The organism is Brevundimonas sp. UBA5936 (assembly GCA_002430835.1).
Classification (GTDB): Bacteria; Pseudomonadota; Alphaproteobacteria; order Caulobacterales; family Caulobacteraceae; genus Brevundimonas.
Genome location: DJDA01000033.1, coordinates 30310 through 45452, shown reverse-complemented (window position 1 = coordinate 45452; position 15143 = coordinate 30310). Strand labels below are relative to the sequence as shown.

Here is a 15143-nt window from a genome sequence, read left to right as displayed (position 1 = left end):
CGAGGCGGCCGCCGCCCAGGCTCGCCGCGACCTGCCGCCCGCCGCCGCGCGCGCCCTGCGCGTCGCCGCCGACAATGTGCGCGTCTTCCATCAGGCGACCCGGCCAGAGGACACGCCCTTCATCGAGACGACGCCGGGCGTGAAGTCGAAGCTGGTCTGGCGGCCCATCGGCTCGGCGGGGCTCTACGTTCCGGGCGGAACCGCGCCGCTGTTTTCCTCACTGCTGATGCTGGCCATACCGGCGGGCGTGGCCGGGGTCGGGCGGCGCGTCGCCGTCACGCCGCCGTCGAAGGACGGCTCGGTCCACCCGGCCATGATCGCCGCCGCCGCCGAGGCGGGGCTGGACGAGCTGTGGCTGCTGGGCGGAGCGCAGGCCATCGCCGCCCTGACCTTCGGCGCCGAACTGGAAGACGGCGTCATCGCGCCCGTCGACAAGCTGTTCGGCCCCGGCAACGCCTATGTGGCCGAGGCCAAGCGTTACGCCTCCGCCCTGCCCGGCGGTCCGGCCTGCGACCTGCCTGCGGGGCCGTCGGAACTGCTGGTCATCGCCGACCGCGACGCCGACTTCGAGATCGTCGCGGCCGACCTGCTCAGTCAGGCCGAACATGACGCCGATGCTCAGGTGATCCTGGTGTCCGACAGCGGCACGGCCTTGAGCGAGATCATCGCCGAGGTCGAGCGTCAGGTCGAAGGCCTGCCGCGCGCCGCCATCGCCCGCGCCTCGCTGGCCGAGGCCCGCGCCATCCGCGTGCGCGACATGGCCGAGGCGTGCGAGGTGGCGAACCTCTATGGCCCCGAACACCTGTCGATCCAGACGCAAGAAGCCGAACGGTTGGTCGAACGGATCAGCGCGGCTGGGGCCGTCTTCGTCGGACGCTGGGCGGCCGAGACGTTGGGCGACTATGCGGCGGGGCCCAGCCACGTCCTGCCGACCGATGGCGCGGCGCGGACGCTGGGCGGCGTGACCACCGCCAGCTTCATGACGACCATGTCAGTGCAGACCGTCAGCGAACAGGGCGCCGCCGCACTGGCCCCCGTCGCCGCCGCACTGGCGCGGATGGAGGGGCTGGAAGCCCACGCCAGAGCCGCCGATCTGAGGAGCGCGGGATGACCGATAATCTCTTCCTTCTCCCCTTGTGGGAGAAGGTGGCCTGCGGAGCAGGTCGGATGAGGGGTGTGCTGGCTTCGCCCTCTTCCGTTTCATGCGCGGATACCGCCCCCTCATCCGTCTCGCTACGCGAGCCACCTTCTCCCACAAGGGGAGAAGGACGGTGTGGCGCAGGAGCAGGATCATGACGCTGCCCGCCCCCTATCCGCCGCTGGTGTCGGGCGGCGACGGTCTGGATCGTTATCCGGCCGAGCCGACCGCGCTGGCGGCCCGCATGGCCGCCCTCTATGGCGTGGACGCCGATCAGGTGCTGCCGACGCGCGGACTGACGCATGGGCTGGAACTGATCTGGCGCCGCGCCGCGCGTGAAGGACTGAAGGTGCAGGCGCCCGACGCCGAGCCCTATACGCAACTGGCCGCCCTCTACGCCCGCCCGGCCGACGGCGCCGACACCGCCGCCGTGGTCGTCCGCGCCCTCGGCTCGCCCGAGGCCGTGGCCGAGATGGCCGAGCGCGTCGCCCCCGCCCTGCTGGTCGTGGACGAGGGGCTCGTCGAGTTCGCCGACGCCCCCTCGGCCGCCATCGTGGTGAAGGACCGCGCCAATCTGATCGTGCTGCGCAGCCTGTCGCTGGCCTATGGGCTGGCCGGGGCGCGGGTCGGGGCGGCGGTCGCGCAAGGACAGACGCTGGCGCGGCTGGCCGAGGTGCTGGAGCCCTACGCCCTGCCCGAGGTCTCAGTGCGGCTGGCGATGCAGGCGCTGGACCCGTCGCGGATGATGGAGACGGCCGAACGCATCAGCGCCGTGCGCCGCGAGCGCGCCCGCGTAGTCGAGGCCCTGTCGCGCATCATGGCGCTGGAGGCCGGGGTCGGGCCGGTGATCATCGCCAAACCCTCCGACCCGGCAGGCGCCGTGGAGGCTCTGCGCCGCTATGGATTGAGCGCCGATCCGGCGGGCGAGCGGATGCGCCTGCCCGTTTCGCTGAAGCCTGAGGTCAACGACCGCCTGCTGGCCGCGCTCGGCGCCGCCAACCCGGCCGCGCGGCGCTGTCGCACGGGTCAGGCCATTCGCGACACCAAGGAGACGCGCATCGTCTGCGCCGTCGATCTGGACAGCGCCGGGCCGGTGAAGATCGAGACCGGCGTCGGCTTCTTCGACCACATGATCGAACAGGTGGCGGCGCACGGCGGATTCTCAATCCGACTGGCGTGCGAGGGCGACCTGCACATCGACCCGCACCACACGATCGAGGACTGCGCCATTGCGCTGGGTCAGGCGCTGAAACAGGCGCTCGGCGAGCGGCGCGGCATCGGCCGCTACGGCTTCGTCCTGCCGATGGATGAGGCGGAGGCGGCTGTCTCCATCGACCTGTCGGGGCGGCCCTATCCGGTGTTCGAGGGGACGTTCGCGACGCCGATGCTGGGCGACTACCGCACCGATCTGACGGCGCACGTGGTGCGCTCGCTGGCCGAGAATCTGGGCGCGGCGGTCCACGTCCGCGTCACCGGCGACGATGACCACCACAAGACCGAGGCCGTGTTCAAGGCGCTGGGCCGGGCGCTGCGACAGGCGATCCGGGTGGAAGGCGATGTCGTGCCGAGCACAAAGGGGGTGCTGTGATGGCGGCTGCTGCTTCCCTTCTCCCCTCGTGGGAGAAGGTGGCTCGCGAAGCGAGACGGATGAGGGGGCGGCCTGCCTCATCCTCCACTGTCTCGCGTGCTGACACCACCCCCTCATCCGAGCGCCTCCGGCGCCCACCTTCTCCCACGAGGGGAGAAGGGCGATGCGGTCGGAGAGAAGGGCGATGAACGTCACCCTGATCGGTTACGGCTCGGGCAATGTGGCCTCGGTGCGGTTCGCGCTGGAGCGGCTGGGCGCGCGGGTGCGGATCAGCGACGATCCCGCCGATGTAGCCGAAGCCGAGCGGATTATCCTGCCCGGCGTCGGCGCGGCCGGTTACGCCATGCAGCGACTGAAGGCGTTGGGCCTGATCGAACCGCTGCGCCGATTTCCACGTCCGCTGCTGGGCGTATGCCTCGGCCAGCAGCTGTTGTTCGACGCCAGCGCAGAAGACGGCGGGGCCGACCTGCTGGGTCTGATCCCCGGTCGGGTCGAGGCCATCCTTCCCGCCCCGTCGCGCCCGTCGCCGCACATGGGGTGGAGCCGCCTGACGATCCGCCGCGACGACCCGCTGCTGGACGGCGTTCAGTCCGGCGACTGGGCCTATTTCGTCCACGGCTATGTCTGTCCCGACGGTCCGGCGACGCTGGCGGCTGCCGATTACGGCGCGCCCGTGCCCGCCGTGGTCAACAGCGCCAACCGCTGGGGCTGCCAGTTCCATCCGGAACGCTCGGCCGCGCTCGGCGCGCGTATCTTGAAGAACTTCCTGGAGTTGCCCGCGTGATCATCTATCCCGCCATTGACCTGATCGAGGGCCATGCGGTTCGCCTGTTGTACGGCGATTTCAATCACGTGACCCGCTATGATTCCCACCCCGCCAACCGGCTGGCGGCCTTTGCCGCCGAGGGCGCCGAGTGGATCCACGTCATCGATCTGGATGGGGCCAAGGCAGGCGAGGCGCGTCAGTATGAACTGATCGGCGACATGGCCCGGGCCGTGCACATCAAGGTCCAGTCGGGCGGCGGCGTCCGCTCGGCAAAGGATATCGAGCACCTGCTGGGCGCCGGGATCAGTCGTGTCGTCATCGGCTCCTTGGCCGTCACCGATACGGATCAGGTGCTGAAATGGCTGGAGCAGTTCGGCCCCGACGCCATCGCCCTGGCCCTGGACGTCCGCTACGAGGACGGTCTGCCCGTGCCCGCCCTGAAGGGCTGGACCCAGTCGTCGGGCGTGGATCTGTGGAGCGTGCTGGACCGCTATCCGGTCGGAATGCTGCGCCACATCCTGATCACGGACGTCGGTCGCGACGGCGCCCTGACCGGCCTGAACCAAGAGCTGCTGTCCGAGGCCATCAACCGACGCCCCGACCTGGACATTCAAGCCTCAGGCGGGGCGGCCAGTCTGGACGACCTGATCGCCGCCAAGGCGATCGGTTGCGCCGGGGCCATCACCGGCCGCGCCCTCTACGCCGGTCGCTTCACCGTGGCCGAAGCCATCAAGGCCGTGAACATGGCCCCGGTTTCAGCCAATGACCGCTAGGCGCATCATCCCCTGCCTCGACGTGAAGGACGGCCGCGTGGTCAAGGGCGTGCGGTTCGAGGGCCACGTCGACATGGGCGACGCCGCCGAACTGGCCGCACGCTATCGCGATCAGGGCGCCGACGAACTGGTCTTCTACGACATCACCGCCAGCCCCGAGGGGCGGACGCTGGACTATGGCTGGGTGCAGGACATCGCCCGGCTGCTGGACATTCCCTTCTGCGTCGCGGGCGGCATCCGCACGGTGGAGCAGGCGGCGCGCTGTCTCGACCACGGAGCGGACAAGGTGTCGATCAACTCGCCCGCCCTGGAGCGGCCCGAACTGATCGGCGAGATGGCGCAGCGGCTGGGACGGCAATGCGTCGTCGTCGGCGTCGACAGCGCCTTTCAGGACGGCGAATGGCGGGTGCACAAATACACCGGCGATCCGGATGCGCGGCGCGGCGCCGGGCGGCTGACGATGGAGTGGATCGTCGAGGCGCAGGAGCTGGGCGCGGGCGAGATCGTGCTGAACTGCATCGATCAGGACGGGGTGCGCAAGGGGTATGACGTGGGCCAGCTGGCCGAGGCGAGGCGGCGGCTGACCATTCCGCTGGTGGCGTCCGGCGGGGCGGGAGCGGCGGAGCATTTCAGGGATGTGTTCCAGCAGGCCGACGTGTCGGGTGCGCTGGCGGCCAGCGTGTTTCACTCAGGCGCGATCGCGATCCCAGAACTCAAGCGTTACCTGGATGCGCAGGGCGTGGAGGTGAGGATATGACAACCATCGGTTTCCTTCTCCCCTCGTGGGAGAAGGTGGCTCGCGGAGCGAGACGGATGAGGGGGCTGCCTGCCTCATCTCCCGCCGTCTCGCGTGCCGACACAGCCCCCTCATCCGAGCGCCTCCGGCGCCCACCTTCTCCCACGGGGGGAGAAGGAAGATGAGCCTCGACATTTCCTCCATCGACTTCGCCAAGGGCGACGGGCTGATCCCGGCCGTGGTGCAGGACGCCGACACCCTTCAGGTGCTGACGCTGGCCTATATGGACGAGGCGGCGCTGCGCGAGACGCTGGACAGCGGCCAGGCCACCTTCTTCTCGCGCTCGCGCGGGGGGCGGTGGCGCAAGGGCGAGACCTCAGGGGACTTCCTCAACGTCGTCTCGGTGACGCCCGACTGCGACCGCGACGCCGTGGTGGTGAAGGTGCGCCCGGTCGGCAACGCCTGCCATCTGAACCGCATCAGTTGCTTCGGCGACGAGGACGCGCCCGGGCTGGGCCGCATCGGGCGGCTGGAGCGCACCATCCATGTCCGCGCCCAGGCCGATCCCGACGACAGCTGGACCGCTCGCCTGATCGCCCAGGGGCCGAAACGCGCGGCCCAGAAGGTCGGCGAAGAGGGCGTCGAGACGGCCCTGGCCGGGGCGGCGGGAGATAATGCGGAACTCGCCAGCGAGGCGGCGGATTTGATCTATCACCTGCTGGTGCTTCTGCACGCGCGTCACATGGTGTTTCAGGACGTGCTGGACGTCTTGGCCCAGCGGGCGGAACCGGCCAATCACTCTGGCTGACTACGGCCTCGCTTGTCGGGCCGATCTTCTGCGAGGGAGGCCCTAGATGGCGGCTTTGATCCTGTTCGGCGGCGGCGGCGACCTGGCCATGCGGATGCTTTTGCCGTCGCTCTACTTCCTGGATCATGACGGGCTCCTGCCGCCGGAGCTGAAGATCATCGGCGCCGCCCGATCGCAGGAAACCGCCGAGGACTACATCGCCAAGGTGCGCCAGGCGGTGCAGCCCCGCGCCGAGGCCGACGGCGCCTGGGACGAGGCCAGTTGGGCGCGCCTGGCCGCCCGCCTCGACTATCTGGCGGTGGACGCCACCGACGCCGAGAGCCTGCGCGCGCTGAAGGCGCGGTCGGGCGAGGAAGAGACGACCTCCTTCCTGGCGGTGTCGCCGTCCCTCTACGGCCGCATCGTCACGGCCATGAAGGCGGCAGGCCTGGCCGAGAAGAACGACCGCATCGTGCTGGAGAAGCCGGTCGGGCGCGATCTGGAGAGCTTCCGCGAAATCGACGACGCCGTGGCCGACGCCTTTGACGAACGGCAGGTGTTCCGCATCGACCACTACCTCGGCAAGGAGACGGTGCAGAACCTGATCGCCCTGCGCTTCGGCAACGCCATCTTCGAACCGCTGTGGAACAATCTGACCATCGACCATGTGCAGATCACGGTCGGAGAAACGGTCGGCGTCGGCGACCGCTGGCCCTATTACGACGAGTACGGCGCCCTGCGGGACATGGTGCAGAACCATATGTTGCAGTTGCTGTGTCTGGTGGCGATGGAGCCGCCCAGCGATCTGGACCCGGACTCCGTGCGCAATGAGAAGGTGAAGGTGCTGCGTTCCCTTCGCCCCGTCATGGCCGAGGACGCCGAGCGCGTGACCGTACGCGGCCAGTATACAGCCGGGGAGGTCGAGGGCCGCCCGGTCGAAAGCTATGAAGCCGAACGCGGCCAGCCGTCGGACACCGAAACCTTCGTCGCCATCCGCGCCGACATCGACAACTGGCGCTGGGCGGGCGTGCCCTTCTTCATGCGCACCGGCAAGCGGCTGGCCGAAAAGCGCACCGAGATCGTCATCCAGTTCAAGCCGGTGCCCCACTCCATCTTCGGCCACGGAGAGCGCGGCGACATCTATGACAACCGACTGGTGATCGAGCTCCAGCCGGACGAGGACATCTCCCTGTCGGTGATGAACAAGAAGCCGGGGCTGGAGCAGCGCATGCAGCTTCAGCCGATCCGGATGAGCCTGTCGTGGGGGCAAGACGGCAAGGACGCCGCCCCGCCGCGCCGCCGCGTCGCCTATGAGCGGCTGCTGCTGGACGCCCTCAACGGCGACTCCACCCTGTTCGTGCGCCGGGACGAGGCCGAGCAGGCCTGGAAATGGGTCGATGAGCTGGCCGACGCCTGGACGTGTCGCGAGTGCAAGCCGCTGGACTATGCGGCGGGCAGCTGGGGACCGGAGGCGGCCGACCTGCTGCTGTCGCGCACGGGCAGGAAGTGGAACGTGAGATGAGAAACGCAAGCACTCTTCCTTCTCCCCCGAGGGGAGAAGGAGCGTCGGCATGATCGAGACCTTTCCCACCATCGACGTATGGGCGGACGCCGCCGCGCACCGACTGGCGGCAGCGCTTGAAGAAGGACTGCGCGATCCCGCGCAGAACGGCTGGGCGGTATTCGCTGGCGCCGGAGGCTCTACACCGGAATCAATCTATCAACGCCTGTCCAACCTGCGCTCCTATCCCGCCTGGCAGCACACCTTCGTCACCCTCGTGGACGAGCGTTACGTGCCGGAGACATCACCAGAGTCGAACGCCGCCCTGCTCAAGCGCACCCTGCTGAGAAATGAGGCCAAGGGCGCGGAGTTCCTGCCCCTGTTTCGCTCCGCCGTGACGGTGGATCGTGCTGCGGCGCTCGCGACTCATGAACTGACGGTCGAACTGGAGAACAACCGTCTGGACGCCGTCCTGCTGGGCATGGGCGAGGACGGGCATATCTGCTCCATGTTTCCGGGCAGTCCGACACTGACCACCCTGCTGACCCCGAGCCTGAAACGCGCCGTCTACGGCGTGCCCGCCGGCCGCGACGGCGCGGCGCCGCCGCAGGAGCGGCTGACGCTCAACCTGCCGTGGCTGGCGGCTGCCCGGCGGGTGATGCTGGCCCTGACGGGCGCGAACAAGCGCGCCGTGTTCGAGCGCGAGGCGGCGGGCGATCCGGCCGTCAGCCCCATCGCCGCCCTGATCGCGGCGAACGCCCCCCTTGAAGTAATCTGGACGGAGGCCGACTGATGGCTCTCAATCCTGTGGTGGCCGAGGTCACCGCCCGCATCGTCGAACGCAGCCGACAGACCCGCGCCGACTATCTGCGCCGCATGGATGCGGCGACGGGATCAGGGTCCGGGCGGGCCAAGCTGTCGTGCGCCAACTGGGCCCACGCCTTCGCCGGGCAGACGGTGGCGGACAAGCTGACCGCCATGACCGGCGCCCAGCCCAATCTCGGCGTCGTCACCGCCTATAACGACATGCTGTCGGCGCATCAGCCGTTCGAGCGCTTTCCGGAGATCATCCGCAAGGCCGCGCGCGAGGTCGGCGCCACGGCCCAGGTGGCGGGGGGAACCCCGGCCATGTGCGACGGCGTCACCCAGGGCCGTCCCGGCATGGAGCTGAGCCTGTTCAGCCGCGACGTGATCGCCATGTCGACCGGGGTGGCCCTGACACACGACGCCTTCGACGCCGCCCTGATGCTGGGGGTGTGCGACAAGATCGTGCCGGGGCTGTTCATGGGGGCGCTGGCGTTCGGCCATCTGCCCGTCGTCTTCGCCCCGGCCGGGCCGATGCCCAGCGGTCTTCCCAACGCCGAAAAGGCCCGCGTCCGCGCCGAATATGCGCAGGGGTTGATCGACCGCGCCGAACTGCTGAAAAGCGAGATCGCCTCCTATCATTCGCCGGGCACCTGCACCTTCTACGGCACGGCCAATTCCAACCAGATGATGATGGAGATCGCCGGGCTGCACCTGCCCTCGACCGCCTTCGTCCATCCCGACACCGGCCTGCGCGACGCCCTGACGGCGGCGGCGGCCAAGCAGGCGATCGAACTGGCGCGCGAAGGGCGCGGCCGCATGGCCGACGTCGTGTCGGAGAAGACCATCGTCAACATGATCGTCGCCCTGCTGGCCACCGGCGGATCGACCAATCACGCCATCCATCTGGTCGCCATGGCGCGGGCGGCGGGGGTGCTGATCGACTGGACCGACATGGATCAGCTGTCGTCGGTCACGCCGCTGCTGGCGCGGGTCTATCCGAACGGTTCGGCCGATGTGAACGCCTTCCAGGCGGCGGGCGGGGTCGCCTTCGTCACCCGCGAACTGGTCGAGGCGGGCAACCTACACGCCGACGTGACCACCATCATGGGGCACGGGCTGGCGCCTTATTTCCGGGAGCCCCGGCTGGAGGACGGCGAACTGGTCTGGCGCGACACGGTGAAGGAGAGTCTGGACCTGAGCATCCTGCGCCCCGCCTCGGACCCGTTCGACCGCGAGGGGGGCCTACGGCTGGTGCAGGGCGATCTGGGCCGGGCAGTCATCAAGATCTCGGCGGTGAAACCCGAAAACCGCATCGTCGAGGCCCCCGCCGCCGTGTTCGAGACGCAGGAAGACGCGCTGCAGGCCTTCAAGGACGGCAAACTAAATCGCGACGTGGTGGTGGTGCTGCGCTTTCAGGGGCCGCGCGCCAACGGGATGCCGGAACTGCACAGCCTGTCGCCTGCGCTCAGCGTGCTTCAGGACAAGGGCTTCAAGGTCGCCTTCGTCACCGACGGCCGCATGTCGGGCGCCAGCGGCAAGACGCCCGCCGCCATCCACGTCAGCCCCGAAGCGCTGGCGGGCGGCCCCCTGGCCCACGTGTGCGACGGCGACGTGATCCGGTTGGATCCCGAGGCCGGGGTGCTGACCACGGTCGGGATCGGCGACCTGGCCGCGCGCCCGGCGGCGACGCGCTCGCGCGCCCATGCCGAGGGCTCGTCCTGGGGCTATGGCCGTGAGCTGTTCGGCGCCTTCCGTCAGGCGGTGTCGACGGCGGAGGAAGGCGCCAGCGTCTGCTTCGCCGCCCCCATCGGCGCGAACGGCCACGACGACGGCCCGCCCGATCCCAACCTGGTCGACCGCGCCGTGGACGCCTGAAGGAGAACCGTATGACCGATCCCCTGTTTCTGGTCGGCGACGTCGGCGGCACCAACGCCCGTTTCGCCCTGGCACGCAGGGGCGACGGCCGCCCCCGGCTGGAGCATTTCGAGAGCTTCCCCGCCGAGACCCACCCGACCTTTCTGGACGGCGTAAAGGCCTATCTCGACAGCTGTCCGGTCAAGCCGACGGGCGGCGTCATCGCCGTGGCGGGGCCGGTGACGGACGGCGCCATCGACCTGACCAACTCGCCCTGGCGCGTGTCGGAGGGCGAGCTTCAGACGCTGGGGCTGAATCCGATCCGGCTGATCAACGATTTCGAGGCCCTGGCCTGGGGCGCGCCGGTCGTGCCCGAAGACGAACTGGCGTCCCTGGGCGGCCCGGCCCAGGGCGATCCGCACGCCGCCATCGCCCTGGTCGGACCGGGCACGGGCTTCGGCGTCTCCGCCCTGGCGCGCGACGCCCACGGCCGCGAGATGGCCCTGCCCAGCGAGGGCGGCCACGCCTGTTTCGCCCCTGGCGACGAAATCGAGGACGAAATCCTGCGCATCCTGCGCCGCCGCTACGACCGCGTCTCGATCGAACGGCTGATCTGCGGGCCAGGCCTGCTGAACCTGCACCGCGCCCTGGCCGAGATCGACGGTCGCGAGACCCACATCGACGATCCCGCCCAGATCACGGCTCAGGCGCTGGACGATCCGAACAGCCCCTGCGGCGCCACCCTGGCCCGTTTCTGCGCCATGCTAGGCGCTGTCGCCGGGGACATCGCCCTGACCACCGGGGCGCGCGGCGGGGTCTATATCGCCGGCGGGATCGTACCGCGCATCCTGCCCTTCATCCAGGCCAGCCCCTTCCGTCGACGGTTCGAGCGCAAGGGTCGGTTCCAGGACTATATGGCCGCCATTCCGACCAAGGTGATCCTGCATAAACACGCCGCCCTTCTGGGCGCCGCGCGCGTGGCCTTCGCCGAGGCGGGCTGAAAATGTGATCACAGGCGCGTGAACCGAATGTGATCCAGCGAGTTTCCTAGGCTCAACCATCTGGAGCACCATCATGCGCAAACTCGTTCTCGCCGCCGTCTCCATCGCCGCCCTGACCGGCCTGGCCGCCTGCCAGAACCCGGCCGAAAAGGAAGCGGACGCCCGCGCCGACGCCGTCGAGGCTCAGGCCGATGTGACGGCGACCCAGCTTGAGAACCAGGCCGACGCCGCCCCGACCGCAGCCCAGGCTGACGCCCTGAACGCTCAGGCGGACGCCGTGGAGAAGAAGGCCGATGAAAAGGCCGACGCCATCAAGGCCGAGGCCGGCAACGCCGATGGCGGCATGACCACCTCGAACACGCCGCCGAAGTCCTAAGCGGACATCGCACAGAACAAGGGCCCCGTCGCGATCGCGGCGGGGCCCTTTTCATATGGAGTGACGGGAAGGCTTCAGACCTTGCCCTTCTCGAAGCCGGTCCAGCAGTCGTCGTAGTCCAGTTGCATCAATGGCGTCTGTTCCGCCCAGGCCGTGGTGCGGATCGGCATCCGCGTCTCGAACATGAAGGCCAGGGTGTTCTCGATCTTGTGCGGCTTGAGGTCCGCCTTGGTCGCGCCGTCCCAGCTGGCCTGATCCGGGCCGTGGCCGCTCATACGGTTGTGCAGGCTGGCGCCGCCGGGGGCGAAGCCGCCCGCCTTGGCGTCATACTCGCCGAAGATCAGCCCCATGAACTCGCTCATGACGTTGCGATGGAACCACGGCGGACGGAAGGTGTCCTCGGCCACCATCCAGCGCGGCGGGAAGATGACGAAGTCGCAGTTGGCCGTGCCCGGCGTGTCGCTGGGCGAGGTCAGGACCGTGAAGATCGACGGGTCCGGGTGGTCGAAGCTGACCGTGCCGATGGTGTTGAACCGCCCCGTGTCATAGCGATAAGGGGCGTAGTTGCCGTGCCAGGCCACCACGTCCAGCGGGCTGTGGTCGAAGGTCGTGACCCACAGCTGGCCGCCGTATTTCTGCACGCACTCAGTCGGACGGTCCACGTCCTCGAAGGCGGCGACAGGCGTCTCGAAATCGCGTGGATTGGCCAGGCCGTTGGAGCCGATGGGGCCGAGGTCCGGCAGGCGGAACGGCGCGCCGTAGTTCTCGCAGACATAGCCGCGCACCTCACCGTCGACCTCGACGCGGAAGCGCACGCCGCGCGGGATGACGACGATGTGGCCCGGCGCGGCCTCGATCACGCCCATCTCGGTGACGAAGCGCTGCGCCCCCTGCTGCGGCACGATCAGCAGCTCGCCGTCGGCCGAATAGAAGACACGATCGACCATCGAACGGTTGGCGACATAGAGGTGGACGCCCACCCCCGTTCCGGAATCGGCGTCGCCGTTGCCGCCATAGGTGGTCAGCCCCTCGACCCAGTCGGTCGGCTGGTCCGGCATGGGCAGCGGATCCCAGCGCATCCGGTTGGGATTGGGCGGCGTCTCGGTAAAGGGGCCGGAACGCACGCGGCCTTGCGCGAACGGCTGATACGGCCCGTGCTGGGCGGAGGGCCGCAGGCGATACAGCCAGCTGCGCAAATTGTGGTCGCGCGGAGCGGTGAAGGCCGCGCCCGACAGTTGTTCGGCATAGAGGCCCAGCGCCGGGCGCTGCGGCGAGTTGCGGCCGACCGGCAGGGCGCCGTCCACCGCCTCGGTGGCGAAGTGGTTGGCGAAGCCTGTCTGATAGGCGGGCGCGTTGGATCGCGTCATGTCGTTTCTCCCTTATCGGGAGGTGTAGCGAGTGAATCTCGCGCCGTCATCCTGAGCCACACGGCTTTGCCCTGGATCAATCGGGAAGCGTCAGAATCCTTGCGCACGGGCCAGGCGTTCGGCGTGGAAATGGGCGTCGCCGAGCAGTTCGTTCAGGACGCGGACCCGCTTCATGAACAGGCCGACGTCGAACTCATCCGTCATGCCGACGCCGCCGTGCATCTGGACCGCCTCCTGCACCGCCAGTTCGGCGACGCGACCGGCCTTGGCCTTGGCGATTCCGGCGGCCTGTTCGGCGTCGGGGTGGCCCGCGTCGATGGCCTGAAGCGCAGCCAGCGTCGCCGCCTTGGCCAGCTCCAGCTCGGTGAACAGATGGGCGGCGCGGTGCTGCAGGGCCTGAAACTCGCCGATCAGTTTGCCGAACTGTTTGCGGGTTTTCAGGTAGTCGAGGGTCGTCTTGAACGCCTGATCCCCCGCCCCGACCAGCGACGAAGCGGCGCAGGCGCGGCCCAGCGTCAGGGCGGCGTCCAGCGGCCCCTGCCCCTCACCCACCGCGCCGATGACGGCGTCAGCGTCGACCTGAACCTCGCTCAGCGTCACGCGGGCGGCGTTGTGGGCGTCGACCATGACGGTGCGCTCGACCGTCACGCCCGGCGTCGTCGGATCAATCAGGAAGAGGGTCAGGCCTTCGTCCGTTTGCGCGGCGACGATCAGGGCGTCGGCGACGTGGCCGTCCAGCACGAAGCCCTTGGCGCCGTTCAGCTTGAAGCCGTTGCCCGAGCGTTCAGCGCGCGTTGCGATCCTGGCTGGCGCATGTTTGGGCCCTTCGTCGACAGCGAGGCTGAGGATGGCCTCGCCCGCCGCGATCTTCACCAGCCAGGCCATCTGCGCTTCTGATCCCGCCGTCTTCAGCACCGTCGCCGCCAGCACGGACGAACCCATGAAGGGCGACGGCGTCAGGGTGCGGCCCAGACTTTCGGCGATGACGCCCGCCTCGACCGCGCCGAGGCCCGAGCCGCCGTCTTCCTCAGGGATGACGACGCCGGAAAAGCCCATCTCGCCGAACGCCCGCCACAGGTCGCGTGAGACGCCGTCCGCGTCGCGGCTGTCGCGCAACTGGCGCAGGTGGGCGATGGGCGCGCGTTCGCTCAGGAAGCCGTCGGCGGCGTCCTGAAGCAGGGTCTGCTCTTCGGTCAGGATCAGGGGCATGGGCTCAGGCTCCCGGCAGTTGCAGCAGGTGTTTAGCGATGATGTTCAGCTGCACCTCACTGGTCCCGCCCTCGATGGAGTTGGCCTTGGTGCGCAGCCAGTCTCGGGCGGCCTGACCGTCGTTCGAGCGCTCGCCCTCCCATTCCAGCGCGTCCGATCCGCCCGCCGCCATGGCCAGTTCGTGGCGGCGCTTGTTCAGTTCGGAGCCGTAGTATTTCAACATGGAGGCGATCGCCGGGTGGGCCTGTTTCGCTTTCATCTGATCGCCGGCCCGCTCCATCGCCAGACGGAAGGCGACGGCGTCGATGTCGTAGTCGGCGATGCGGGCGCGCAGGAGCGGCGCGTCCAATCGCCCGGCCTCGTCCAGCCCCAGATTATCGGCCGCGACCTGCCCCAGCGGGCGGCCGACGCCGGTATCGCCCATGGCGCCGATCATGGTCCGCTCATGCGCCAGCAGGGCCTTGGCCACGTCCCAGCCGCGATTCAGCGCGCCGATCAGATTCTCTTTCTCGACGCGCACGTCGTCGAAGAAGGTCTCGCAGAAGGGCGACTTGCCGCTGATCAGGGTGATGGGCCGCGTCGTCACGCCCGGCGTCGCCATGTCGAACAGGACGAAGCTGATGCCCAGATGCTTGGGCGCCTCGGGGTCGGTGCGGACCAGGCAGAAGATCCAGTCGGCCTTGTCGGCGTAGGATGTCCAGATCTTCTGGCCGTTTACGATCCAGTGGTCGCCCTGATCGACAGCGCGGGTCTGGATCGAGGCGAGATCGGAACCCGCGCCCGGCTCGGAATAACCCTGACACCAGCGGATTTCACCACGCACGATGGGGGGCAGGAAGCGCTGCTTCTGTTCTTCCGTGCCGAAGGCCAGCAGGGCCGGGCCCAGCATCCAGACGCCGAAGCTGTAGAGCGCCGGATGGGCCTTGATGCGGCGCAGCTCGGCGGCCAGCACCTTGGCTTCTTCGCGGTTCAGCCCGCCGCCGCCGTATTCGCGCGGCCATTCCGGCGCGGTCCAGCCGCGTTCGGCCATGCGCTCCAGCCAGACCTTGTGTGCAGGGGTCGGAAAGACGGCGTTGCGCCCGCCCCACACCATGTCCGCCTCAAGCGGCTGCGCGCCGCGACACTCCGGCGGGCAGTTCGCCTCCAGCCAGGCGCGCGTCTGCGCGCGGAACGTCTCCAGATCGGCCATGGCCGCCCTCCCTCGCGTTCTTGCTTGGGAAGGACGCTAGCCGGTCCTTTT

Annotated in this window: 14 protein-coding genes; 11 read left to right on the top strand and 3 right to left on the bottom strand. The window is 69.0% G+C overall.

Going from position 1 to position 15143, the window contains the following annotated elements; genetic code table 11:
• The 11 genes from hisD to B2Y21_RS03235 form a co-directional block, all read left to right on the top strand.
• Nucleotides 1-1111: histidinol dehydrogenase (hisD, locus tag B2Y21_RS03285; RefSeq protein ID WP_292056908.1), on the top strand; the 1111-nt coding region annotated here is incomplete at its 5' end.
• A gap of 181 nt (nt 1112-1292) precedes the next feature.
• On the top strand, nt 1293-2726 hold the full coding sequence (gene hisB / locus B2Y21_RS03280) for an imidazoleglycerol-phosphate dehydratase HisB (protein WP_292056906.1): 1434 nt from the start codon (nt 1293-1295) through the stop codon (nt 2724-2726).
• Nucleotides 2727-2910: 184 nt separating this feature from the next.
• Nucleotides 2911-3510: an imidazole glycerol phosphate synthase subunit HisH gene (hisH, locus tag B2Y21_RS03275; protein ID WP_292056904.1), complete on the top strand. Its 600-nt coding sequence runs from the start codon at nt 2911-2913 to the stop codon at nt 3508-3510.
• Nucleotides 3507-4265 carry a HisA/HisF-related TIM barrel protein gene (locus tag B2Y21_RS03270; RefSeq protein ID WP_292056902.1) on the top strand — a complete coding sequence of 253 codons (759 nt, stop codon included), beginning with the start codon at nt 3507-3509 and terminating at the stop codon, nt 4263-4265. The genes hisH and B2Y21_RS03270 overlap by 4 nt, the downstream gene beginning before the upstream one ends.
• On the top strand, nt 4255-5022 hold the full coding sequence (hisF, locus tag B2Y21_RS03265) for an imidazole glycerol phosphate synthase subunit HisF (RefSeq protein ID WP_292056900.1): 768 nt from the start codon (nt 4255-4257) through the stop codon (nt 5020-5022). Before B2Y21_RS03270 ends, hisF begins: the two co-directional genes overlap by 11 nt.
• 160 nt (nt 5023-5182) lie before the next feature.
• A complete protein-coding gene (hisIE, locus tag B2Y21_RS03260) occupies nt 5183-5809 on the top strand; it encodes a bifunctional phosphoribosyl-AMP cyclohydrolase/phosphoribosyl-ATP diphosphatase HisIE (protein WP_292056898.1) in 627 nt (208 codons plus the stop codon).
• Between the two features lie 46 nt (nt 5810-5855).
• Nucleotides 5856-7310 (top strand): glucose-6-phosphate dehydrogenase, encoded by a 1455-nt coding sequence (gene zwf / locus B2Y21_RS03255; protein ID WP_292056895.1) that lies wholly within the window; start codon nt 5856-5858, stop codon nt 7308-7310.
• 49 nt (nt 7311-7359) lie between these two features.
• On the top strand, nt 7360-8082 hold the full coding sequence (gene pgl / locus B2Y21_RS03250; protein WP_292056893.1) for a 6-phosphogluconolactonase: 723 nt from the start codon (nt 7360-7362) through the stop codon (nt 8080-8082).
• A complete protein-coding gene (gene edd / locus B2Y21_RS03245; protein WP_292056891.1) occupies nt 8082-9971 on the top strand; it encodes a phosphogluconate dehydratase in 1890 nt (629 codons plus the stop codon). The genes pgl and edd overlap by 1 nt, the downstream gene beginning before the upstream one ends.
• 11 nt (nt 9972-9982) lie before the next feature.
• Nucleotides 9983-10951, top strand: a complete 969-nt coding sequence (gene glk / locus B2Y21_RS03240) for a glucokinase (RefSeq protein WP_292056889.1) — start codon at nt 9983-9985, stop codon at nt 10949-10951.
• A gap of 73 nt (nt 10952-11024) precedes the next feature.
• Nucleotides 11025-11327: a hypothetical protein gene (locus tag B2Y21_RS03235; RefSeq protein WP_088410480.1), complete on the top strand. Its 303-nt coding sequence runs from the start codon at nt 11025-11027 to the stop codon at nt 11325-11327.
• 74 nt (nt 11328-11401) lie between these two features.
• Here the strand turns inward: B2Y21_RS03235 and hmgA are convergent, their stop codons facing one another.
• From hmgA to B2Y21_RS03220, 3 genes are all read right to left on the bottom strand, one after another.
• Nucleotides 11402-12694 carry a homogentisate 1,2-dioxygenase gene (hmgA, locus tag B2Y21_RS03230; RefSeq protein WP_292056885.1) on the bottom strand — a complete coding sequence of 431 codons (1293 nt, stop codon included), beginning with the start codon at nt 12692-12694 and terminating at the stop codon, nt 11402-11404.
• Nucleotides 12695-12784: 90 nt separating this feature from the next.
• Nucleotides 12785-13903 (bottom strand): acyl-CoA dehydrogenase family protein, encoded by a 1119-nt coding sequence (locus tag B2Y21_RS03225; RefSeq protein WP_292056882.1) that lies wholly within the window; start codon nt 13901-13903, stop codon nt 12785-12787.
• Between the two features lie 4 nt (nt 13904-13907).
• The gene (locus tag B2Y21_RS03220) at nt 13908-15092 is read right to left on the bottom strand and encodes an acyl-CoA dehydrogenase family protein (protein ID WP_292056880.1); all 1185 of its coding nucleotides are present in this window, start codon (nt 15090-15092) and stop codon (nt 13908-13910) included.
• Nucleotides 15093-15143 lie beyond the last annotated feature (51 nt).